The organism is Leptospira perolatii (assembly GCF_002811875.1).
Taxonomy (GTDB): domain Bacteria; phylum Spirochaetota; class Leptospiria; order Leptospirales; family Leptospiraceae; genus Leptospira_B; species Leptospira_B perolatii.
On the sequence record NZ_NPDZ01000001.1, the window covers coordinates 97,775 to 120,145 of the forward strand.

A 22,371-nucleotide genomic window follows, 5' to 3' on the forward strand; every position below is an offset into this window, starting at 1 on the left:
TATTTCATTTATGGCGGAGACAGAGTCACGAAAGAAGTTTAACGAAGCTTTAAAACTAGAAAAGGCGGGAAAAATATCTCAGGCGGCAAAGCTTTACTCTGCAGCGATTCAAATAGAGCCCGGATTTCAAAAAGCCTATTTGAATCTGGGCGCACTCTATTCCAGAATGGGAGATTCACAGACCGCAATTCAAACTTATCAGCGAGCTCTCGAATTAGGAAAAAGTCCGGAACTCTACTACAATTTGGGAGTAGAATTCTATCGTCTGAATGCATTGGACGCGGCGGTAAAGTCGCTAAAGCATTCTTTGGAAATTAATAAGCGATATGTAAACTCGCATCTGCTTCTTGCGTATTGCTACAAACAGCTGGATAAACCCGACAAATCGGAACTCTATCTCAAAAATGCGCTGAAGATAGATTCCAAGAATCGAACTGCACTATCTGCAATGGCAACCATCTATTTTGATTCTGAAAGATGGGAAGAAGCGCTGACGGCCACTCAAGCCGCACTCAAACTCACTCCTGACGATCCCAGGATGCAGATTCTTCTAACAGAAATCCATACCAAGATGGGTAATTACAAGCAATCCTTCGAGGTTCTAAAGCAGGTAACAAGCACCGCCGAAGGTTTCGTCCATTTTTCCGATACGGTAAAAGCTGCTAAGGAAAACCCGGATCCTGGTCAGAAGATCTTTTTTGAAAATCTAGAATTACTCACTCGTAAGCGGTTGGATCAGTTTAAAGATAAACTAGTGCTTTCTAAAGAAAATCCTCAAGATTTCGAAGCTCCAGCTCCTCAGGACGCGCTTGATCTTTCGCTCATGTATCTGTTTCATGGAGATACGGAGCGCGCGCTCAAGTACCTCTTGTATGCTCAAAAGAACCTGGAAGAAAATCCAAACCAAGAAGCATCCTAACTTTCTCTTAATATCCATTTTTACCGGAACTACTTTTCTCCTCGTACAATCCTGTGTTTATCCGATCAAGCATGGAGAATTGCTGGAAAAGGATCCCTTTTTTCTGTACGCAGTTTCCGATCGTTATCCAAAAGAATTCGTGAACTCGAACGACAATCCTTGGAAAGCAAAACTGCTTCGGAATACCGCAACTTCCTGGGAAGAGCACAACAATTTGGGCGTTCTTTTTGCGCGAAATTCTTTGTTAGATGATTCCGAAATCGAATTTGAAAAATCACTAGAACTCGCTCCAAATCAGCCGGAGCCCTTGTTAAATCTTGTCCGTCTTTATTTCTTAACCGAGGAATACGAAGATGCAAAGGCTGCTTTTACCAAGCACTTGCAAAAAATGGGAACTTTGCAAAGGGAAAAGATAGAAAAAACATTAGAAAGTTCTAACAGAGAAGAGGAATTGGTACTCTTTTGGGACTCCCTTTCTAAAATTCCGGGACAGGAACTGAATGCTTGGGAAAAGCTTGCTGAGTATTTTTTTGCAAAGCAGGATTGGTCCAAAAGTTACTACTATCTGGAAAAAATTCTGCAGTTTAGCCCTTATAACAAAAACGCTCGCGGGATGATGGTGAGAATGGCCTACCATTTGGAAAAGTGGGACGAAGTTCTGGTATTCGGATCAAGCTTGGTTGGGACAAAAGAAAGAATTGCAGACCTTGAGTTCTATCTGGCACAAGCATATTATGAAAAGCAGAGATACACAGAATGCATACAATGGATCGGCAAAATCCCGGAGCAGGAAAAGGAATCTCTAGCAGCACTCCATCTTTGGAAATCCTGTCTTTTGTCTAAAAATCCAAAATCCGATCTCAGGCCTCTTTTGTCTTATTTCAGAAAATTAAGAGTCAAGGGACTTCAAATTTCCGAAGAAGATTTTTTTCCGACCTTAACCCCCGAAGGCAAAGAAGCTTTAGAACGTTTACTAATCGGAAGATAACTTAGTAAAATTTTCCTCCGACTTCTCTTCAAAGTAAGTTTTTGCATCTTATGAATTTTCAGAACAAAATCGCCAGGTGTCAATTGCCCTAATCAAATCGGAAGGGGAATGTGTTCGAATCATCGGAACTCCTTTTGACCATAAGTAGAGTTCAGATACCGCGGTTGGAACTCCCCTTTCTTCTACCGCCAAGCCGCCTAGCGCATTACCTAAAAAGGATTTTCGAGTCACCGATACCATCAGCTTTGGAAATCTCTTTCTTAGCTCCGAGATCTGTCGTATCACAGAAAAGCTTACACGAAAATCGCTACTTAGAAAGAAGCCCATCCCTGGATCAAAGATCAAATTCTCTTCCGGAACTCCCACGCCTTTCATTGTTCGAACCCTCTCTTCAAAGAATTCCAAAATTTCCGGCATTACATTCTCCGGAGTTAAATGTGATTCTTCTTCGGCTCTGTTTCCATGATTGTGAGAGTACATGATAATATGTTTAGTCGGAAGATTGCAAAATTCTCTCAGAACTGATAAGCTTTCCGAGTCTACATATCCTCGAATATTGTTTATGAAATCTACGCCCGACTCTAGAGCCTTTCGCATCACAAGCGGCTTGTAGGTGTCCACAGAAATCGAAATGCCATTTCGCTTAAGCTCCGAAATCACGGTTTCTATTCGTTTCCATTCTTCTGAGGGATCAACCCATTCCGCCTTTATATTCGAGGACTGAGCTCCAATATCGATTACGTCAGCCCCTTCTTCTTTTAGCTCGATTGCTTTGCGAATTGCTTCCTCTTCTTGTAAATACTTCCCTCCATCGAAAAAGGAATCGCTCGTAATATTCAAAATACCGAAAATCAGGGGTTTCGGAGGCAAATTCATTGTCATCGATTCTTTTCCAACTTTGTTACTCTCAGAAGTTTCCATATTGATCCGGAGGGCTTTCCTTCCGATACTAGATTCACGGGCAGGAAAATCCAGGTAATTTCCCAAAACCATATAAAGATGCGGCTTTCAAAACAAACGATCAAATCCCAAATTTTCCTTTTGGTAAAAACACAGAATCGAAAAGCAACTGCTTTCATTGTCGCATTTCTATTAGGGACCGGCTTGTTGTCTCAGCCAATCCCCTCTCTGATCGAGCGCACATTCGGACAACCACTCAACACTCAGAACGACGAATACAACCCTATCATTAGTCCGGACGGAAGATACCTGGTATTCCAGTCCAATCGCCCCGGGGGAGAAGGGGAGATGGATCTCTGGCTTTCCGAAAACGCAAACTTTAAAAATCGAGATGGCGAAACTGATTGGAAGAAGCCGATCAACCTAAACCAAGATATATGGGAGAGAAATCGAAAGCAACTACCGGCGGGTGAGAAAAAATCCATGCTCCTCAATACGGATCACTTTGAGGGCGGGCTTTCTATTCGATTCGACGAGGTGGGAAATCCAATGGAGATTTTCTTCACTTCGATTCGAAATGCGACCGCTGAAAGAAATGGGTTTGATGGATTAGATATTTATTATACAAAAAAGGACGAAAAAACAAAGCTTTGGACAGATCCTCAATCGGTTGCCGAAGTAAATTCAAATTTTAATGATAAGATGCCTGCGATTTCTCCGGATGGAAGGTATCTTGTGTTCTCTTCCGATCGACCCGGAGGATACGGTGAGCACGATTTGTGGGTTTCTTATCGGAATATGGAGAACGGCTCCTGGTCCAGCCCATTGAATCTTGGAACTGAAATCAATTCCAAATCCAGTGAAATTCTCCCTTACATACATCCGGATGGAGAGCAATTGTACTTCTCCACCAATCGTGAAAACGACAGAAAGAAATTCTCTCTCTTTCGTGTCTTCTTAGATTTACCTAGCCGCCCGGATCGAGAAGACGAAGAAGATAAAATCGCGCACGGAAAAACTAAGTTACCATTTCCTATAGCTGAAACCGGTTCCTTGGAAAGACTTCCTTTTCCTTTTAATACCGAATCGAGAGAAAACTTCGATTCGGAAGGGATTTCTTTTGATCATGAAGGAATCTGGGCCTATATCTCCTCAAATCGAGATGGTGGACAGGGCCAGTACGATATTTATCGCTTTCAAGTACCTGAATCTTTGAGGAATTCCTACGATCTTGGATTCGAAGGATTGGTGTTAGACGGCTCCGAACCTACAATGATCGGTCTCGATTCTACGATTAAGATCTACGATGGCATTGGGCCACCTAGAGTCATCACTTCGCGAAGAATCGGTGGAGACTTGTCCAAAGGCAAACAAACAAACTTCAATACAGTTCTAAAAACAGGCAGAGTCTACAAAGTAGAAATTTCTTCTCCTGGGTTTTATCCTACCGAGGATAAGCTAGACTTACGTGGAAACATCGAACGTAAAAAGACTATTTACAAAACCTACGTTCTCTTACCGATCCGAGAAGATGAAAAAGCGAAGATTAGCTCACTTAAACAAGAAGGTCCTGCCAAAGGAATTAACGTGATCGTAATAGATGCAGTAACAAAGGAAAGAATTCCTGGAGCGTCCGTTACATTATTCACTCCTAAGAATCGCCAAGGTGAATCTTTAAAATTCGACGACAAGGAAAGAAATTTCCACATAATGGTCATACCCGACACGGACTTTGAACTTTTTGCAAAAGCGCCGAAGTATGTCTCAGAAAGCGTGAACGTGATTCGGAAAGAAGCGAAAGATGGTCTAACGGTAACGATCGCTTTACGAAAGGAAGCTGACGTTCCGGTAGTTCTAAGTACAAAACTTTTTTTTGAATTCGATAAGACAGAACTTACTGTTGATCACCGCAAACAACTTGATGCGATTGTAGACTACCTAAAAAAGAATCCGTCGGATAAAATTGAAGTTGGGGGCCATACCGATAATGTTGCCTCCAAGGAATACAACACACGATTAAGTGGGAAGCGAGCACGGAACGTCTACGATTATTTCCGAACCAAAGGAATCCAAGCAAAGCGTCTAAAAACTAGAGCTTATTGGTATTCGAGGCCGGAAGCAGATAACTCTACGGATGAGGGTAGAGCAAAGAATCGGAGGGTGGATTTCCGGAAGCTATAAAGGAGTTTCGATGGAAATCGAGTACACAAATTTTCTACAATCTCCGAGAGTCTGGGACACGATTCGAGACCCAGAAAAAGTTGGATATATTCTTAAAGAGTACGTCCATAACAACGGATTGTTTTTAAAGGAAAATCCGCTAAAACAAGAATTACAAATTCTTCAAGTATCTCCCGAAGGTAAGCTGCTACTCAGAATCGACCCGGACTTTGCCCACACAAATTCCGAAATTACCGTATACAAAACTCTCAGTAAACACATGGAAATCGGGTTCCAAATAGAATCCGTAAATAATGATGGAGTTGCAGTTTGCAAACCTGAGTTCATCCGAATTGCTAAAGACGGAAGAGTTACTTCAAGAATCGATGGGCTCGCAGGCAAGGTGGTCGCGCATCGCTTTCATATGGTAAAGAAAGACCAAGATGCGACCAAAGTATTCGGAACTTCCGGACAAATCCTGTTAACGGATCTTCACAAAAATCTTTTGGCAGAATTCCCTTCGTCGAAATTGCTCTTTCCCTCTCAAAAAGAATTAAGTCCAGAACAAGAAATCGCTAAAAGAACTGGAAAGCCAATCCTAATTACGGATGCGGTTAGCCTTTCTCAGCCAGCATCCTTAGATGGTTTCGAGCTCTTGAATCTAAAAAGCGAGTGGGAAGAAGAAATGATTTTGGAAGATAGACTGAACGCCTATCGCCTGGGAAAAATCAAATCATTCGCGGTCTTCCCAATTTATTACACTGACCCTTCTGGAAAAAATCTAGTCGCAATTGGTTACACAGAATCTAAAGAAGAGAGCATAGATCCTCGGGTTCTTATCAGATACAAAGAACTGGAAGAAACCTTTAATAAGCGAATTGATGATTCTAATACTTTGGATATCGATATTCGCCAAAATATTTTGAATGCGTCAGAAGGCGGGATCTTACTCGAAGTCACCGAACCTCAGTTAATTGAGTCCTTCCTGCATAAGCCCTTTTTTACGGCTGACTTGACTTTCAAGATGCAGGCTCCCCTCAGGTTCGCATTCAAAATCCGACATATTTCAAAAGTGGGTGAAATTTATCTAGTTGGTGCAGAAATAGTTGGCTCCAACGACGCCAAGGCTAACATGACTCTATTAAAGAAGAATCTCAGCTTCATCAAGAGTCTTTAAGAGCTTTGGAAAAACAAAAATCCTTTTTACCTACAGCCCCATACAAGGGGACAAGAGACTTTTATCCGGACGAAATGCGATTTCGAAATTGGATGTTTTCCGTAATGCGGGAAACTGTACAATCTTTCGGATACCAGGAATACGACGGTCCAATATTAGAATCATTCGAACTTTATAAAGCAAAGAGTGGAGAAGAAATCGTACAGAGACAACTATACGATTTTATTGATAAAGGAGAAAGACGCGTTGCAATCCGACCTGAGATGACTCCCACTCTCGCAAGAATGGTTGCGGGAAATGTAAGAAATCTTGCGAAGCCGATTCGCTGGTTTTCCGTTCCGAATCTATGGAGATACGAGCAACCTGGAAAAGGAAGGCTGAGGGAACACTGGCAGCTGAACGTTGATCTATTCGGAGTCAAATCCTACACTGCAGAAGTTGAGATCATTCTGATCGCAGATGCAATTTTACAGAAATTTCGCGCTCCAAAAGGCAGCTACCAAATCAAAGTTTCTCATCGAAAACTGCTAGATTCGTTTCTTTCGAATACTCTCGAACTAAAATCCGAGAAGGCGCAGGCTGTATCCAAAGTTTTGGACAAAAAATCGAAGGTCTCTCAAAAGGAATTCGAAGGAGAAATGAGCCCTTTGCTTTCTGATCCCGCAAAACAGCTTCCTTTAATCTATTCCTACTTAGATAGCGATCTGAAATCGATTTCTAAAATGCCAGGGATCGATCCTAATGCGATCGAATTTATTTCTAAATTGTTTTCGGATCTGAATGGCCTGGGAATCAAAGAGCAACTAGTTTTTGATCCATCCATTGTTCGTGGTTTCGATTATTATACCGGCTGTATATTCGAAGTTTTTGATACGAATCCTGAGAACAGAAGATCTCTTTACGGCGGAGGAAGGTATGACAATCTTATCGGACTTTTCTCCAATGAACAACTTTCCGGAATCGGATTCGGATTAGGTGATGTTACTTTTAAAAATTTCTTAGAAGGACATGGACTTATTCCCGATTTAAATAGAAATGATACCGTCTTTATTCCGATCCTGGAAGAAGGATTATTTCAGGAAGTGATTAAACTTGCGGACGAGCTGAGAATTTCCGGGATTAAAACGGAAACCATGTTGGAACCCTCAAAGATCGCAAAGCAGATACAGACTGCTGAGAAAAAAGGATGCAGATTTGTTGTGTTCCTTGGTTCAGACGAACTTGCAAATCGAACAGTCCAATTAAAGGACTTGAATACAGGAGAACAAGTCTCGGTTTCCAGATTGGATCTTTCATCCAAGTTGAAAGAATCTCTGAAAGTCTGACCTTTTACGAAAATATGGAATTTTTAAAAGAGTTAGATTATTCTATCGCATTTTTTATTCGAAAGCATATCAATACTCCCGGATTAAATAGAGTTTTGTCCAGAATCAACCGCGGGGAGGCTTTGCTTTTGATCATTGTTCCCTTTCTGATTTATGGAACAATTTACAAAACTCTGCCTCATTCTTGGTGGATCACCTTTTTTTACACCGCGTTAGTGTCTTACGCTAACGATCGGTTTGTATTAGTCCTCAAGAAAGCGATCTCACGAAAAAGACCTTTGTTAACTGTAGCAGGCAAGATAGACGAGAACCCGGATATGAAACATTCGTTTCCGTCCGCTCATGCAGCAAACTCCATGACAGCAGTGATTTTGCTCGTGTTCTTGTTTGGGTTTCCACCCTGGTTCTTGGTATTTACTTTTCTCGCAGGATTAGGAAGGTTATTGTCGCTACATCACTTTCCGAGTGATGTAGCGGGTGGGTGGTTGATCGGATGCCTTAGCGGAGGATTAGGCCTCTTTTTTGGCAGCTGGCTTTTTGCCTACTTTAACATTTAAAGCATCCAAAGTGAGCTTATGACGAATTTGACCTTCATGAGTAATGGTCGTAGAAGCAATCACTTCGTCATTAAAGTCCATATTGACCTTTTTCTCTTTCACTAGTTGCTTTAAGAAATTCAAAACATTCTTTGCGAACATTCTCGAAGCATCGCCCGGTAAGGAGCCTGCAAGATTTGTATGTCCGATCACAGAAACCCCATTCTTAGTGATGATGGTCTTTCCATGTTGGGTATATTCGCAATTTCCGCCCATGCTAGAAGCAAGGTCTACAACCACTGAACCAGGTTTCATTCCATCAACGATCTTCTTGTTAATGATAAGAGGAGCTTTTCTACCCGGGATTAACGCAGTAGTAATAATCACATCTGCTTTACCTGCGAACTTATCGATGGCTTCTTGCTGGCGTTTTTTATATTCTTCAGTTTGCTCTATTGCATAACCGCCTGCAGCAGCAGAATGTTTTGCACCTTCTACTTCCACAAACTTTGCGCCAAGAGATTGAACTTGCTCTTTTACTTCTGGACGAGTGTCAAAAACATCTACGACTGCACCGAGCCTGCGAGCTGTAGCAATCGCTTGCAATCCTGCAACACCAGCTCCGATTACTAGCATGGAAGCAGGTGTGATCGTTCCAGCTGCAGTAGTTAACATAGGGAAAAATCTGGTTAAATGAGTTGCGGCAAGCAGCACAGCCTTATATCCAGCGACTGTTGCTTGTGAGGAAAGAACGTCCATGGATTGAGCTCTTGTAATCCTCGCGATTGCGTCCAAACTTTGCACTGTAACTTGCTGCGAAGCCAGTTTTTTAATCGTTTGAGCGTTCATTGCTGGCTGGAACATCCCTAAGTAAATTCCGCCTTTTTTAATCTTGGAAAGAGTTCCTGCATCCGCCAAATGGATGCTTACTAAGATGTCCGCTTTCTTAAGCACATCCGGGCGGCTTGAAATCGTTGCCCCGGCTTTCTTGTATTGTTCATCCGAAAAATAAGAGTTTTCTCCTGCTCCTTTTTCGACGACGACGGTTGCTCCCAACTTCTTTAGGGCGTCCACGACATCAGGGGTAATCGATACCCTGGTTTCTTCTTTAGCTTCTTTGAGTACACCGATATTCATACTGCCTGCTCGAAAAACAATTTTCGGTTCTTTTCCCTTAGGGTGAGAAAAGTAGATCCAAGATTTCTTGGCGAACCATTAATCCAAGTGATTTTTAAAGTAGTCTATGGTTTTCCTGATTCCATCCAGGAGAGCGACTTTAGGCTCATAAGCTAGCTTTTGTCTCGCAAGTTTGAGATCTGGCTTTCTTCGAACCGGATCGTCTTTAGGGAGATCCTTATAGACAATCTTGGATTTGGAGTGAGTTTCCTTAAGAACTAGTTCTGCTAATTCCTTCACGGTAAACTCTCCATCATTCCCCAAATTTACCGGTCCTAAAAAGCCATCCACATTCATCATCCGAATGATTCCTTCCACCAGATCATCTACATAGCAAAAGGAACGAGTTTGCGACCCATCCCCGTAAATTGTGATGTCTTCGCCTTTGATCGCCTGCACCACAAAATTACTCACTACGCGGCCGTCATCCGGTAACATTCTCGGACCGTACGTATTAAAAATCCGAATCACGCGAATGTCTACTTGGTTGCTCCGGTGATAATCAAAACAGAGTGTTTCTGCCACCCTCTTTCCTTCATCATAACAACTGCGTATCCCGATTGGATTTACGTTCCCCCAATACTCTTCGGTTTGAGGATGCTCCAAAGGATTTCCATAGACCTCACTTGTGGAAGCTTGAAGGATTCTAGACTTAAGTCTCTTTGCTAGACCAAGCATGTTCATCGTGCCGAGCACGTTTGTCTTAATCGTTTTGATTGCGTTTGATTGATAATGGATCGGGCTCGCAGGACAGGCAAAGTTGTAAATTTGATCTACTTCTACTTTGATAGGATCTGTGATATCGTGCCTGATGAATTCGAATTTGGGATTGCTCAATAAATCTTGAATATTCCGTTTTCTTCCAGTGTGAAGGTTGTCTACGCAAACAACTTCATTTCCCGCATCGATCAGCCTCGCGCAAAGGTGAGAGCCGATAAATCCCGCTCCTCCAGTAACTAAAATTCTTTTACCCATCAAGTTTCTCAAAATCCCTAAATTGGTCTTGCAATGGATTTCCGTTTAAGTCGAGTCCTCTGCTGAGAAACCAATCCATTACTTCTGGCGTAACTTCTCCCGGGAAAGGAGAGTCTACAGAGCCCATTCCCAAGATTGGTTCTTCCAAAAGTGGCTCAGGGCTAGGATCTCTTTCACTGGGCAAGACTGCTCGTTTCAGAGATAAGAATACGATGGATACGCTAAAAAATGACCAGAGAAGGGCAATCAAATATCCCAGAAATAGTACTGATTTCGGTGGGCTCAATTTTGGATCCGCTCCAGTCGCCCAGTATGCCAGGATGCCTGCATCTGTGTGATGAACATTCTCGGTAAAATCTAGGAGATCATACAAACTATAAAGTGTGATGCTAGTTCCAAGAAATACAGTTACGATGCGATTCCAACCGAAAGGCAAAAAGGATGAGACAAAAATAAACAAGCCCCAGCCAAGCCCTGTTCTGTGCGCGAGTCCGCCGCTTGTAGTATATTTTAAAGTTAGGAGCAAAATCGCTGACCCTAAGATGAGTAGAGATGTTTTTACAAGCCTCCCCTTGAATCCGCGATTTAGAAGTAGGCCCCCTACCAAGCAGCAGCCCAGATAACCTGCAGACACAACGAATACGAAAGGACCTTTTCCGTCTAACAGTGAAGCGGTAGTCTGTCCTGATTCGTCATTTTGCAGTTCAATTGTTTGCACAGAACCGCCCGTAAGAAGAGTCGCGATTGCATGACCTGCTTCGTGAATCAATACGACCAAATCTTTTAAGTAAGAAACCCAGCCGTGGTTCCAATAGGACATTAAAGTTGCGACGATAGAAAGGATAAGTGCAAAGCGAAGAAAGCGGTTCTCCATCTTACATTATTTATCGGCAAGTTTCCGGTTTCAAAGATTTACTGAGCGCGATAAAAGTGAACGAATTTTTCCCAAATACTTCGGGAAAAGTGAAATCCAATTCTAAAGTCAAAAAAGAATCACGAAATTCGGTGCGTCATTCACTTGATTTCTTTGTTACTTAAGATTGCATGGATTAAGATATGAACCAGGGACAGGGAGTTGCAGTCTCATTTTTACTTCATATACTTATGGTGATTTCGTATTTATCTTTTTATAAATATTGCAGTGGGCGCCAGGTCGACGATTCAGTTCATCTTTCTTTTCAATATGGAGGAGTTCCTCAAACTCGCTTGTCTTTTAGTTCACAGACAGGGAAAGGGGAGTCAAAATCCTTGAGCTCTTCCTCAAACGCAGGAAATCCGTTGGAAGAAGTTGAGCGCTTTAAAAATGAAATCCATTATCCTGCGGAAGCATTAGAACAAAGATTGGAATCTCAGTGTAAATGGGAGGTGACGATAGGTCCGGAAGGAAAAGCAGCCCAAGTGAAAACTGTAGAACCATGTCGTTATCCAATTTTCGAAAAGCACTTCCGGAAGGCCTTGAGCCAGTGGCAATTCCATTTGGAATCAGGAACTACTTTGCTCATCCCAATTTCGTTTCGGATCGATTCAAATGATTGAAAGTGAAAAATCATGGTACGCGGTTTATACTTTGCCAAGGTCCGAAAAAAAATTGGCTGCACAGTTGGAAAAGAAAGGAATTATCACATTTTTACCTACGATCCCGATTCGAAGGAAGTGGTCTGATAGAATGAAGACGATCGAGGAACCGATCTTCGCTTCTTATCTATTCGTAAGAATCGATTTAAACAAGGAAAAGATCGCAGTTTTGCAGACTTCCGGGGCTCATCACTTTTTATCAATCGGTGGAGAGATTAAGCAGATTCCAGACGAAGATATCGATTTAGTGCAGATTTTTGTGCGAGAGTATCCGGATAGGGTGAAGATCGAGTTAGAAGAATTAATCGCTCCGGGAAATAAGGTATTGATCGCAAAAGGTCCGTTTGCTGGTCACAGGGCAAAGGTGCTAAGAAAAGGAAACATGACAAAAGTGGTAGTTTCCATTGAAGGAATTCAAGGGTCAGTTTCTATTGAACTAGATCCAGAATTATTAGAAAACTGCGAGGAGGCTTAAATTGGGGAATATATTAGATAAAGTTAAAAAAGCTTTGGATATAGAACTTGAATCGATCCAGCACTTTATAGACCATCTAGACTCGAATGTAGAAAAAGCGATTCAAATGATTTATTCCTCACCTGGAAAAGTCATAGTAACCGGAGTAGGCAAATCTGGAGATATTGGAAAAAAAATCGCTTCTACTCTTTCTTCCACTGGAACTCCTTCCTATTTTCTTCATCCTGCTGATGCTGCACACGGTGATGCAGGTATTATAAGCAAAGACGATTCAGTGATCGCGATCGGAAAAAGCGGAGAAAGCGAAGAACTTCTAAATTTGATTCCTACGATAAAGAACATAGGTGCAAAACTAATAGCTCTTACCGCAAATCCATCCTCTAGACTCGCGCAAGAGAGCGATATCGTTATCAATACTCCAGTTCTAAAGGAAGCATGTCCTCTGGAACTTGCTCCTACATCGAGCACCACCATCGCACTTATGCTCGGCGACGCAATCGCGATGGCCTTGATGGAACTCCGCAATTTTCAAAAGGAAGATTTTGCTCTCTTTCATCCCGCGGGAAGACTTGGAAAAAGACTTTCTCTCAAAATAGACGACGTAATGAGAAAGGGCGGGCAAATCGCCAAGGTTTTGGAGAAGGATACTTTAGAAACGATACTCGCAGAAATCACGGCGAAATTTGTAGGAGCTACAGCAGTCGTTGATGAAAAAGGACTCCTGATCGGTTTTATTACGGATTTTGATATTAGGAAGTCTCTTAATAATGGCAAACTTTCCAAGGACACGATCGCCAAAAATTTGATGAATTCGAATCCGTCTAGTTTCCCGAGCGGAACCATGGCTTACGATGTTTTGCAGTCTATGGAAAAGAGGCAAAGGCCAATTTCTGTTGCACCGATTGTAGACTCCGATAGAAAACTGATCGGAATCATTACAGTGCACGATCTCTTGCAAAAAGGTTTATAAAGTATTCTCTATGAAAAAGGAAAGGGAAACCCAGGTAGTTCTTACTTTGGACCAGGAGGAATTTTTCTCCTTAGAAGAAATGCCTCCCGTTCAGTTTTTAGAAATCAGGTTAGATCTGTTTCTAAAAGGACGGGAAACACAAAAAAGAATTTTAGAGAAGATTGAAAAACTAAACGCAAGAATTGTTCTTACTTACAGACAACCCGAAGATTCGAGCCTTGAATCAAGATCCGTTTGGAATAGCGACGATGTTACTTTCTTATTGGATCAACTTCGTTCAGGAATTCATTATCTAGACCTAGAGCTAGACAAGGACAACTCCATTTTCCAGAGTGCAGACGAAACTAAATTTGGAATCATCAGATCCGTTCACTCATTTAAAGGAATTCTTAACTTAGACGAATGTCTTTTTTATTACCGAAACGTCTTAGAAGAATCCTTTGCAAGCGCCAAGACAACTTTACCGTTCGACTGCGTATTAAAGCTCGCGGTTTTACCTGCATCTCCTGCGGATGCAGAATCTTTTTCTCAAATTAGTTTGGAAATCGCAAAAAGAGTTCGGAAATCCGATTCTAATCTAGGTTATTGCGGAATCATTATGGGAGAATTCGGAAAGGAATTCAGAATTTTTCCGGAAAAAATCGGCTCAGACTTTACCTATGCTTGTTTGCAAAATGCGAAGGCCCCTGGACAGGTGAGCTTGAACGAGATTCTGAAACAAAGATCTGTTTCGTAAAAATTCTGATTTATAGGAGCAGGCGATTTACTCCGAATCAGAAGGATCATCATTCAAACTTGTGTTTGAATCCTGTTTCTTAAGATCTTTAGTACCTGCCCTTGTTTCGATAAAGGCCTTAAAAAAGGAATTCTCTTCGAATTTCTTAAAGTCCTTAGCTTGCTCGATTGCATTCCATAGTGACGGTTTTAATTCGGTGGCTTTTTTAATCGCCTCCATCGTTTTCTGCATGTCGCCTTGTGCTGCATAACATTTTGCTAATAATAGAAACGCGCTTGGTGAGTTTTCGATCTTTTCGAGTAACGGGATGGACTTATCCCAGGCACCGGTATAGAAATAAGCTTTTCCTAGATAAAAACGATACTCGCGGAGTTCCTCCTCGTCAGGTTGAACCGATTTAAAGTATCTTAAAGCTTTCTGATAGTCTCCGGCGTTTGTATAATATCTAGCCAACTTAAGGATTCCATCGTTATATACTTCGGAAAGATCCTTCAATTCCGGATTTTCCTTTTCTATAGCTGCACCTATTTCTCTTAATATTTCATATCCTTCTTCTGATTTGCCGGTTTGGATTTTGCAAAGCCCGATGTACATCCGGATCTCTCTTGTCTTTTCTCCAAATTCCAAGGCTTTCTCGGCAGTCTTCAATGCGTTCTCGCAATCTTTGACCTGCCATTTAATCTTGATCAACCCGATCAATGGTACAACCGTATTTCGATTATGCATTGCCTTTCGATAATATTTGGCCGCTTCGTCTAGCTTTCTCATTTTATGATATGCGGCGGCTTGCGTTAAATGAGTGAAGTACAAAAGTTTTTCTCGCTCCGAAGGTATCTTAGGTTCGGTGCGGTTCAAAATTTCCAGTGCTTCCTGGTGCCTTCCGACTCGAACTAAAAGTGCACCGTATTTATACGCATACTCAATATTGTCCGGCTCAGATTTGATCAGTTGAATCAGCAGATCTTCTGCCTTGGTAAACTCTTTTTCGTGGTAATAAGCGAGAGACAATTGCCACTTAATAGAATGATTTGTAGGATCATGGCTTAACTTTTTTTCTAAGGAAGCAATGCTCTCATGTTCTTCCTTTTCTTCAGTCTGAGTCTGTTTATGCGGATGACTCACTGAGGAATATCTTTCCTCGGCAGCAGTTTTCATTTTTTGAATATGGGTAAGATCCGGCGCAATTCTCAAAAGCCGATTTGCATAAGTAATTACTTCACCGAAATCTCTGTGATAGTTGTGAAATAAGATAATTTTTTGATAACAGTTGATAATATCTTTTTTGGGTAAGTGTAGATTCACAGCCCTCTTAAAGGCTTGGATAGATCTCGTGTAATCTTTCCGACTCTCGTATATGTAGCCCATGTACATCCAAGCTTCGCCTGAGCTTGGGTTCGATTCGTTGAATTTCTGAAATTGCCTAAGGGCTTCCGCGTAGTCTTTTCTTGCGTAAGCCTTCTTTCCTTCCTTTAAATCAGCTAACGCAGGAAAAGAAATCCCAACCAAAAGTAAAAGAGCATATAGAAAGGCGAAAGATCGTCTTAGCTTGGCTAAAACTCCAGACAGAAATCCGGAAAAAAATCGTCGCGAAGGCAGACGAATCTTAGAGGGCATAATCCCAGTTTGAAACTACGCCAAAAGCAATAAAGTGGAATTCGCCCTTGAATCTAAGAATTCAGATCTTTTAATATCCTTTCCTTTTTGGCCCCTAAGGACTTAGCCGCCTTCAGAGAAATGCTCATTGTAGTAATTTGCGGATTCACGGACAAACCTGTCGGATAGACCGAGGCATCCATTACGTAGATATTCTTGTGTCCGTATAACTCGAAATTCGGATCTACTGCGCCTAACTCAGGAGAGCTCGCCGCTTGAATAGATCCGTGAGGATGGGCAGAGCCGACGAGCAATTTTCCCGATTCGATGCTTTTGGATAGAACCCAATCAAACTTGGAATTCTTATCCACTGGCATAGGTTCGCTCATATCCGGAAAAGGAAAGATGATTGCCTTGGCACCCGCTGCAGCCTGAACTTCGGCTAGCATCTTGATTCCTTTTAGCATGTTCCTTCCATCGCCAGGAGTGAGCTCAAAGTAAACCTTCCTTCTGCCCAAAGACCATTTTACCGAGGCGTTTGCTTCTCCATCCGCTCCATCGCGAACCAATACAATTCCTCCATTCATGTTAGGATATTTTTTCATGATTTCGAACTGCTTTGATCCGTAAAAAGGCACAAGAGAACTCGCAAGTGTTGGCCTGTATGGAGCTACTTCGAGCCAAAATCCATATCCTGTTCCATCTTGATTGTGACCATCCTTGATCACTGCAGATTGTGGAGGACCTGAGAACATATTGATCTTTTGATCGAAAATTGCAAAATTAGAAGATGTAGGATGTACTTTCAAATTCCTTCCGACCCAGTCGTTTCCTAGTCCGGACCTCTGTAGCAAGGCTGGACCTTCAATGGCACCTGCGCTTACGATCACCACAGGCGCTTCTATCACAATCTTTTCGATCACTTCCAAAGGAGCCTTTTCATAAGCATCGGGAGTAAACTCTGCGACAACTTTTTTGACAGCGCCATCTTGTATATATTGCGCCCTCATATTCGGAATCACTAATGCTCCTGCTTCGATCGCATCCGGGATATAAGTCAAAAACATGGATTGCTTTGCATTGATCGGACAGCCTAAACCGCAACGACCTAAACCTATGCATCCTTGGTTATTGTTCTTCAAAACTTCCGGATGAAGCCCGATTGCTTTTCCCCCGTTCAAGAGCACACTATTGTTTGCATTTCGCAAATTCGGAGGAACTTCATGCACTCCGATTCTAGTATGCACTTCTTCGATCGTTGATTTCATCTCTTCGAGGTCGTATCCGCTCAACCCGAATCTTGATTTCCATTCGTTGGTTACATACGAAGGAGGATAAAGTGAAGTCTGCCAGTTCACTGTCGTAGAACCACCTAAGGTCCTTCCCTGTAAGATAGAGATAGTCTGCTCTTCCGAAACAATAAATCCGGCGTCCCTGTACAAACGCGCCTGAGAAAGAAATTCGTCCCCTGTAAATTTTGCAGGATTAAAATATGATCCTTCTTCTATCAGGATTACTTTCCAACCAGCCTTTGCAAGAGTCGCTGCAACCACAGCTCCCCCAGCTCCAGAACCGATCACCACTGCCTCGGTCTTGGTCTTCCAGGTTCCGTTCTTGATTCCTTCTTTTTTAATAAAATCCGAATGTTTATCCGGAGTTAGAATTTGTTGATTTGCCGCAGGAATTCCAGCCATACAGATTAAGCCTCGTATCCTATTAGTTTTTGGTAATCTTTGTCCATTGACACAAGAAAGAACGAGATCTGGCGCATAATTGTGTATGCACCTCTTTTCAATTTCATCGAGGAATTTTTCCAGGAGAGAAGTCGCTCCTCCCTGGCAGCCTTATCTAAGCTTGCTAGGGGCTTGAACGAAAAATCCAAAAAGAGGGATACTAAAACCGAAGTTGGCAAAAAGGCCAAAAGCAAAAGTGTGGACTCTGTTTCTATCGGATACGGATGTCCGTACGCATAATTGTCCGCGGCGATCCCTAGATCAAAATTTTCTAATGGATTCCCTTCTAGGAAAACTTCCTGCAGAGAGCGAAAGGCCAAATAGTTGTCAGAACTCAAACCCTTTAACTTCGGGATAGAATCTCTAGAGCAGGATAACTGCGGCGAAAAAATCGCAGTCAAAGCAACCATCTTCAAAGTAAGTTTTAAGAAACGACTTCTTGATACTTTTTCGTCCAGAAAAGATTCCAAAAGGACCTCCAGCATCCGGTTAGATTACCGAATTTTACCGTAACGAATGTTCTTAATCCCTAGCTACAGTTTGTCTATCCTTTCTTCTGGAATTTTTTCATCTTCACGTAGATTCTGATTTCCTCAAAGTCAATTCGATCTAGTTCGACTGGAAAACTTTCGCCCAACGTAAAAAGCTTCGTATATTTCTTGGAATAAAAGGAAAAGTCGTTATCCGAACTTAGTTCGCCTTCGTCAGTCAGCTCTATAGCGGGTAAAACTGCTTCTACTTGCGGATTGTCCAGATCAAGAAATACCATAGAGGGCTTGAACCCGACCAGAGTCGCAGTAAATTCTCGAATTTGGGATTTTTCCAAAAATCTGCAGGCCTTCAATTTATAATAATCCCGCTCTGCGTCAGTCGCCTTTCTTTCTTCATGAGAAGTGTGTAACCCCATTACTTTGATATCTTCCACATTGTATGGATTTTCATCCTCTAGGAGAATACTTTGCAAAACTCGGTGACATACCAAATCGGGATACCTGCGAATCGGAGAGGTAAAATGGCAGTAGTCCTTAAACCCAAGCCCCCAGTGTCCAAGCCTTTCTCCGGAATAGTAGGCCTGCATAAAACTTCGTAACAGTGAAATATTAAAGAGTCTTTCGGAGCTTTTCCCTTGGATTGCATTCAGCACAGTTTGAATGGATTCGTAGCTTGTATCCTGGAGCCGAACTCTAATATCGTTCAAGCCTAGAAATGCGTTTAGACTTTCTATTTTCTGTTCATCCATGGGCTCGTGGACCCTGTACAAAGTAGGTCTATTTTTTTTGTGAATATATTCAGCTACTTTAATATTTGCGGAGAGCATGAATTCTTCGATTAGGATATGACTTCTTAGCCGTTCTTGAACTGCAATTTCGACGATATTATGCTCTGAATCAGTGACTACCTTTGTTTCTTTCAGGTTGAGATCGATCCTGCCTGAGCGAAGGCGCCTCAATCTGAGGACCTCGGCGAACTTCATCATTTTAAAAATCCAGTTATCTGGATCTCCCGCAACTATTTCTGATTCAGCTCTACCGTAAGTATAACGCTCCGAGACACGAATTACGGATTTATAAAACCTTGCATAGCTAATGTTTCCTTCCCAATCAGCTTCCATCTCAACCGTAAAAGACAATCGATTTTTCTTAGCCACTAGACTGCACAGATTTTCGGAGAGTTCAGGCGGAAGCATAGGAACCACTCTACTACCGAGATATACCGAAGTGGCTCTTTTGTAAGCCTCTACATCCAGTAGGGAACCGGGTTGTACATAGTGGGAAACATCAGCGATATGAACGTAAAATCGAATTCGCTTTCCTTCTTCTTGAAAAGAAATTGCATCGTCAAAATCTTTGGAATGCTCTCCATCAATCGTGATGCATTTTAGCTCGCGCAAATCGACACGAGAACCCCAGTTTTCGACAGTTTCCTGCTGCACCTCGTCAGGTAGATTCAGTTCCACATTTTCAGGGTAGAGAATGCTGTAATTGTATTTCATGAGCATCCTCATCAGATCTATATCTTCCTTAGTATCCGATTCAAATCGAACGAAATGAGTCTCGTAGAGATTTCTTTCTTGAGAAGTTTCTTCTTTGAGACTTACGATTAACACATCGCCTGGTTTGATTTCATCCTGGAGGTCTTGCAGAATTGTACGTCGAGGAAGAAAGCCTTCCTTGGCCTCGCCATCCATATCCAGAAATTGTCCGATGATAAACTTTGCTTCTTTATCCGTGACTTTCAGTCGGTATAGTTCTCTTCCTCTGCGAAGAACTTCTACGACTTCTCCTTCTAGTCTTCCCTTTCTCCCCATTCCCAAAGGTAGAACTTGTACAAGATCTCCTTGAATTGCAGAGGAAGTAAATTGGCTCGGAACAAATACTTCGTTACCGGTTCCTAATTTTACGAAACCGTCGCCTTTCTTACTGATCGAAATGGTTCCCTGCAATGTTTGTTCTGGATGGACTAAGATGTTCTTTCTTTGGATTTCTATTAAGCCTTCTTGTTCAAAGGCAATCAGCAAATCTTCTACAGAGCGTCTGTTTTCGGAAGATTCCCACTTTTCTCTTCTTTTAATTTTTCGGCCTCGATTCTCTTTGTCTAGGAATCTCCCGATCACTTCAGAGGCTGAGACAACTTTTCCCGCCATGGAGCGGAAATATTTTAGTAATTTTCTACTAGGATCGCTTTCTCTTTCCCAGTCAGTGGCTCCGAATGATTTCGGTTTCGCCTTTTTTTCGTATCCAGGAATATGAGTTAATTTTGGACTTCCTTTCTTTTTCTTCTCTTCTTGGCCTTTCCTTTCTAATTTAACAGGCTTCTTTTTTAAGGTTTTGTTTTGTTTCTGCTTTGTTTCTATTTTTTTGTTTTTCTTCATTCATAATATACCTTCGGTTTGTTATCCGCATAGGTACCTCTTACGTAGTTCGGTAATAATTTTAAATAGGAGAAATCTTCAGGGCTTTCCAAAGCTCTCAAGATGAATTCCTTCTTTTCGTTCAGAATGACATCCGCCTCGGGAAGGTTATTCTCAAACTTTTCTCCTGGAAACAATCGGTCCTCGTTCGAAATTCTCACACTTGTGGAAAAAGAGGGAAGTCTGTTTTCAGGTAACAGTTCCGGAATTTGATCCGGATGAATGTCTACACTTCCCCAAAACCCGTGCTTATCTCTGAATCCGAAATATATTTTGTTTTGCTTAGCCTCGAGTGCTACGGAAACTGCGGCCCCAGCTTCTTGGAAATAGTGTGCACAATAAATTTCTAAACTATCAAATCCAAGGACCGGTATCTTCCATAATTGAGAAAGATTTCGCGCAGTGGAAACCGAAATTCGGATCCCTGTAAAAGAGCCCGGGCCAAGTGCTGTAACAATCAGATCAGGTTTGGACCAGTTAGAGATCTTGAGACATTCTCCTATTTGAACCAGTAACTTTTGGGAAGATTCTCTGGAATGCAGATCGGCATGCCAATGGGCGGTTCCTATTGAATCGTCAGAAGAGATCGTATACGTTCCCACCAAAATCCAAGGATTGGTCGCATCAAAGAATAATATTTTCTTCATGCAACTTCCTTTAACAATTTTTTCAATTCAGGGCGGCTCCAGCCTTCCCCTTCCAAGAAGCCTGAAATTTTTCGCTTCTCATCGGAAACTTCTTCAAAAACCAATCGAATTCTAAATGGATATGTCTTAAAAAAACCACCGGACTTTTCCCACCATTCAACCAGACTGATTCCAGGCTTTGCCCAAATCTCTTCGAAGCCTAATTCGTCGAATTCTGTCTCGCTACCGATTCTATACAAATCAAAATGAGTTACTTTCAAACTTTCCCCGGCTCCGTTTTTCACTTCTGGAAATAGGTATTCGTTTAATATAGTATAGGTGGGAGAATTTACGTTAGGAAAGCCATCTTCTTTCTTTATGGCAAAGTACTCCGCTAAGGATTCTACAAAGTATCTAGTAAAAGTAGTCTTTCCGGAACCCATTTTTCCGGAGAGCAATAGGATCGGATGGCTATCAATCTGAAACCAAGTTGCGCCGGTTAACTTAGCATATACGGCCGAAAGTTTAGCCAGGTTGTCTAAATCGATCTCCTCGTCTACCTTCCACATTACTTCTGAAATAAGCCCAAGACTTGATCCTTGGGAAAACGATAGATGGAATTACAAAATTCGCAAGTTACTTCTATTTGTCCTTGCTCCTCGGCAATATCCATTGCCTCTTCTTTTCCGAGGGTTTGAATGAGCTCCTTGATCTTTTGCTCGGAGCAATCACATTGATAGATCGGTTGGCCTTCTTCTAAAATCTGTATGGAGGTCCTACCGAGTTGCCCTAATAAATTTAGACATTCACGAATGTTTTTTCCAAGATATTCTTCTTTTTTGGAGTCGATTACACCGGCCCACTCTTGGACCGCACTGATATGCTCCGGCTTCGCTTCTGGTAAAGCTTGCAGGAAAATCCCCCGAACGTTCCAGTGCAATCCATCCTGTTTAAAATAAGCTACTACAAATGAAGATACCTGCTCCGAATCTCTCAGATACTTTTCTAGATTCGATTCGAAGCTTTCCTTTCGAAAAGGAACGACTGATTGATAGATGCATTCTCCGTTTCTCCAACGAAACACCTTTAAGATTCCGTAATTTTCTTCGGAGATTTGTTCAGATTCCACGTCCTCTTCGGGTCTGTACCGCAAGGTCGCTTTCATCCTACCAGTGCGAGTACTATAAGCTAGCACAGAATGAATCTGGGAATCATCGTAAAAACGAATTTGAACGCTTACCTTCGTTTCTTCTTTTACTAGATCTGCCAAGAAGAAAGCACCAAGCATAACGCGACCCAACAGCTCAGTCGCAGTATCATCAATTCCGTGCAAGTGAGAGGCAGCAGTAACTGTGTAGGAAATTTCCGCTACTGAGTAGCGAAAGTGTACGTCGGGTAAAATCCCGTAGACATAGGAGTCTTGGTTGTCCATGCAAGATCGGGGAACCGGCCTCAGCTGGACGGACCCAGCTCTATTCTCAAAGAATCGGAACGAAAAGACAGTATTTTTTCTAAATACGTAGGATAAATTGCAGTTTTCTTTCTGGAAATCGCCTGTGTCTCCGAAAGGATCGGTTCCTACAAATTTCAGGAATT

At 42.0% G+C, this 22,371-nt stretch carries 21 protein-coding genes; 10 read left to right on the forward strand and 11 right to left on the reverse strand.

What is annotated here, in order from left to right; translation table 11 throughout:
- Positions 1-10 precede the first annotated feature (10 nt).
- Both CH373_RS00450 and CH373_RS00455 read left to right on the forward strand, forming a co-directional pair.
- Positions 11-919, forward strand: coding sequence for a tetratricopeptide repeat protein (locus CH373_RS00450; RefSeq protein ID WP_100711980.1), 909 nt, complete (start codon positions 11-13; stop codon positions 917-919).
- On the forward strand, positions 873-1,907 hold the full coding sequence (locus tag CH373_RS00455) for a tetratricopeptide repeat protein (RefSeq protein WP_100711981.1): 1,035 nt from the start codon (positions 873-875) through the stop codon (positions 1,905-1,907). Before CH373_RS00450 ends, CH373_RS00455 begins: the two co-directional genes overlap by 47 nt.
- Positions 1,908-1,955: 48 nt before the next feature.
- Here CH373_RS00455 and folP read toward each other — a convergent pair whose 3' ends face one another.
- Positions 1,956-2,789, reverse strand: a complete 834-nt coding sequence (gene folP / locus CH373_RS00460; RefSeq protein ID WP_165778770.1) for a dihydropteroate synthase — start codon at positions 2,787-2,789, stop codon at positions 1,956-1,958.
- Positions 2,790-2,906: 117 nt separating this feature from the next.
- Between folP and CH373_RS00465 the strand changes: the two genes are divergently transcribed.
- The 4 genes from CH373_RS00465 to CH373_RS00480 are packed head-to-tail and all read left to right on the forward strand — an operon-like array spanning position 2,907 to position 8,026.
- On the forward strand, positions 2,907-4,988 hold the full coding sequence (locus CH373_RS00465; protein ID WP_100711982.1) for an OmpA family protein: 2,082 nt from the start codon (positions 2,907-2,909) through the stop codon (positions 4,986-4,988).
- Between the two features lie 10 nt (positions 4,989-4,998).
- On the forward strand, positions 4,999-6,144 hold the full coding sequence (locus tag CH373_RS00470; RefSeq protein WP_100712530.1) for a DUF1577 domain-containing protein: 1,146 nt from the start codon (positions 4,999-5,001) through the stop codon (positions 6,142-6,144).
- A 5-nt stretch (positions 6,145-6,149) separates the two neighbouring features.
- Positions 6,150-7,469, forward strand: a complete 1,320-nt coding sequence (hisS, locus tag CH373_RS00475; RefSeq protein WP_100711983.1) for a histidine--tRNA ligase — start codon at positions 6,150-6,152, stop codon at positions 7,467-7,469.
- A gap of 14 nt (positions 7,470-7,483) precedes the next feature.
- Positions 7,484-8,026 carry a phosphatase PAP2 family protein gene (locus CH373_RS00480; RefSeq protein WP_100711984.1) on the forward strand — a complete coding sequence of 181 codons (543 nt, stop codon included), beginning with the start codon at positions 7,484-7,486 and terminating at the stop codon, positions 8,024-8,026.
- On the opposite strand, the gene CH373_RS00485 is transcribed toward CH373_RS00480, so the two are convergent.
- From CH373_RS00485 to CH373_RS00495, 3 genes are all read right to left on the reverse strand, one after another.
- On the reverse strand, positions 7,979-9,142 hold the full coding sequence (locus CH373_RS00485) for a Re/Si-specific NAD(P)(+) transhydrogenase subunit alpha (protein WP_100711985.1): 1,164 nt from the start codon (positions 9,140-9,142) through the stop codon (positions 7,979-7,981). The genes CH373_RS00480 and CH373_RS00485 overlap by 48 nt on opposite strands.
- Before the next feature lie 78 nt (positions 9,143-9,220).
- Entirely contained in the window at positions 9,221-10,159 is a 939-nt protein-coding gene (locus CH373_RS00490; protein WP_100712531.1) for a UDP-glucuronic acid decarboxylase family protein, read from the reverse strand.
- Positions 10,149-11,030: a M50 family metallopeptidase gene (locus CH373_RS00495; protein ID WP_100711986.1), complete on the reverse strand. Its 882-nt coding sequence runs from the start codon at positions 11,028-11,030 to the stop codon at positions 10,149-10,151. The genes CH373_RS00490 and CH373_RS00495 overlap by 11 nt, the downstream gene beginning before the upstream one ends.
- 182 nt (positions 11,031-11,212) lie before the next feature.
- Here CH373_RS00495 and CH373_RS00505 point away from each other — a divergent pair, with 182 nt between their 5' ends.
- From CH373_RS00505 to CH373_RS00520, 4 genes are read left to right on the forward strand one after another with little or no spacing between them, the layout of a single operon-like run.
- Positions 11,213-11,692: an LIC_10042 family TonB-like protein gene (locus tag CH373_RS00505; protein WP_100711988.1), complete on the forward strand. Its 480-nt coding sequence runs from the start codon at positions 11,213-11,215 to the stop codon at positions 11,690-11,692.
- The gene (locus CH373_RS00510) at positions 11,685-12,206 is read left to right on the forward strand and encodes a UpxY family transcription antiterminator (protein WP_100711989.1); all 522 of its coding nucleotides are present in this window, start codon (positions 11,685-11,687) and stop codon (positions 12,204-12,206) included. Before CH373_RS00505 ends, CH373_RS00510 begins: the two co-directional genes overlap by 8 nt.
- Before the next feature lies 1 nt (position 12,207).
- Entirely contained in the window at positions 12,208-13,176 is a 969-nt protein-coding gene (locus tag CH373_RS00515; protein WP_100711990.1) for a KpsF/GutQ family sugar-phosphate isomerase, read from the forward strand.
- A 10-nt stretch (positions 13,177-13,186) separates the two neighbouring features.
- Positions 13,187-13,912, forward strand: coding sequence for a type I 3-dehydroquinate dehydratase (locus CH373_RS00520; protein ID WP_100711991.1), 726 nt, complete (start codon positions 13,187-13,189; stop codon positions 13,910-13,912).
- Positions 13,913-13,939: 27 nt separating this feature from the next.
- Here CH373_RS00520 and CH373_RS00525 read toward each other — a convergent pair whose 3' ends face one another.
- The 7 genes from CH373_RS00525 to CH373_RS00555 form a co-directional block, all read right to left on the reverse strand.
- Positions 13,940-15,526, reverse strand: a complete 1,587-nt coding sequence (locus CH373_RS00525) for a tetratricopeptide repeat protein (RefSeq protein ID WP_100711992.1) — start codon at positions 15,524-15,526, stop codon at positions 13,940-13,942.
- Between the two features lie 53 nt (positions 15,527-15,579).
- Positions 15,580-17,199, reverse strand: a complete 1,620-nt coding sequence (locus tag CH373_RS00530) for a GMC family oxidoreductase (protein ID WP_100711993.1) — start codon at positions 17,197-17,199, stop codon at positions 15,580-15,582.
- Positions 17,200-17,204: 5 nt separating this feature from the next.
- The gene (locus tag CH373_RS00535; protein WP_100712532.1) at positions 17,205-17,708 is read right to left on the reverse strand and encodes a hypothetical protein; all 504 of its coding nucleotides are present in this window, start codon (positions 17,706-17,708) and stop codon (positions 17,205-17,207) included.
- A 74-nt stretch (positions 17,709-17,782) separates the two neighbouring features.
- Positions 17,783-20,110: a ribonuclease R family protein gene (locus tag CH373_RS00540; protein WP_100711994.1), complete on the reverse strand. Its 2,328-nt coding sequence runs from the start codon at positions 20,108-20,110 to the stop codon at positions 17,783-17,785.
- Positions 20,107-20,796: a tRNA (adenosine(37)-N6)-threonylcarbamoyltransferase complex dimerization subunit type 1 TsaB gene (gene tsaB, locus CH373_RS00545; protein WP_100711995.1), complete on the reverse strand. Its 690-nt coding sequence runs from the start codon at positions 20,794-20,796 to the stop codon at positions 20,107-20,109. The genes CH373_RS00540 and tsaB overlap by 4 nt, the downstream gene beginning before the upstream one ends.
- Complete coding sequence (gene tsaE, locus CH373_RS00550) at positions 20,793-21,344, reverse strand: tRNA (adenosine(37)-N6)-threonylcarbamoyltransferase complex ATPase subunit type 1 TsaE (protein WP_100711996.1); 552 nt, start codon at positions 21,342-21,344, stop codon at positions 20,793-20,795. The genes tsaB and tsaE overlap by 4 nt, the downstream gene beginning before the upstream one ends.
- Positions 21,344-22,207 carry an Hsp33 family molecular chaperone HslO gene (locus tag CH373_RS00555; protein WP_100712533.1) on the reverse strand — a complete coding sequence of 288 codons (864 nt, stop codon included), beginning with the start codon at positions 22,205-22,207 and terminating at the stop codon, positions 21,344-21,346. Before CH373_RS00555 ends, tsaE begins: the two co-directional genes overlap by 1 nt.
- Positions 22,208-22,371 lie beyond the last annotated feature (164 nt).

Coding starts and splice junctions, on each gene's coding strand:
- CH373_RS00450 (WP_100711980.1), top strand. CDS start 11: ATGGCGGAGACAGAGTCACGAAAGAAGTTTAACGAAGCTTTAAAACTA.
- CH373_RS00455 (WP_100711981.1), top strand. CDS start 873: ATGCTCAAAAGAACCTGGAAGAAAATCCAAACCAAGAAGCATCCTAAC.
- folP (WP_165778770.1), bottom strand. CDS start 2,789: ATGACAATGAATTTGCCTCCGAAACCCCTGATTTTCGGTATTTTGAAT.
- CH373_RS00465 (WP_100711982.1), top strand. CDS start 2,907: ATGCGGCTTTCAAAACAAACGATCAAATCCCAAATTTTCCTTTTGGTA.
- CH373_RS00470 (WP_100712530.1), top strand. CDS start 4,999: ATGGAAATCGAGTACACAAATTTTCTACAATCTCCGAGAGTCTGGGAC.
- CH373_RS00480 (WP_100711984.1), top strand. CDS start 7,484: ATGGAATTTTTAAAAGAGTTAGATTATTCTATCGCATTTTTTATTCGA.
- CH373_RS00485 (WP_100711985.1), bottom strand. CDS start 9,142: ATGAATATCGGTGTACTCAAAGAAGCTAAAGAAGAAACCAGGGTATCG.
- CH373_RS00495 (WP_100711986.1), bottom strand. CDS start 11,030: ATGGAGAACCGCTTTCTTCGCTTTGCACTTATCCTTTCTATCGTCGCA.
- CH373_RS00505 (WP_100711988.1), top strand. CDS start 11,213: ATGAACCAGGGACAGGGAGTTGCAGTCTCATTTTTACTTCATATACTT.
- CH373_RS00510 (WP_100711989.1), top strand. CDS start 11,685: ATGATTGAAAGTGAAAAATCATGGTACGCGGTTTATACTTTGCCAAGG.
- CH373_RS00520 (WP_100711991.1), top strand. CDS start 13,187: ATGAAAAAGGAAAGGGAAACCCAGGTAGTTCTTACTTTGGACCAGGAG.
- CH373_RS00525 (WP_100711992.1), bottom strand. CDS start 15,526: ATGCCCTCTAAGATTCGTCTGCCTTCGCGACGATTTTTTTCCGGATTT.
- CH373_RS00530 (WP_100711993.1), bottom strand. CDS start 17,199: ATGGCTGGAATTCCTGCGGCAAATCAACAAATTCTAACTCCGGATAAA.
- CH373_RS00540 (WP_100711994.1), bottom strand. CDS start 20,110: ATGAAGAAAAACAAAAAAATAGAAACAAAGCAGAAACAAAACAAAACC.
- tsaB (WP_100711995.1), bottom strand. CDS start 20,796: ATGAAGAAAATATTATTCTTTGATGCGACCAATCCTTGGATTTTGGTG.
- tsaE (WP_100711996.1), bottom strand. CDS start 21,344: ATGTGGAAGGTAGACGAGGAGATCGATTTAGACAACCTGGCTAAACTT.
- CH373_RS00555 (WP_100712533.1), bottom strand. CDS start 22,207: ATGGACAACCAAGACTCCTATGTCTACGGGATTTTACCCGACGTACAC.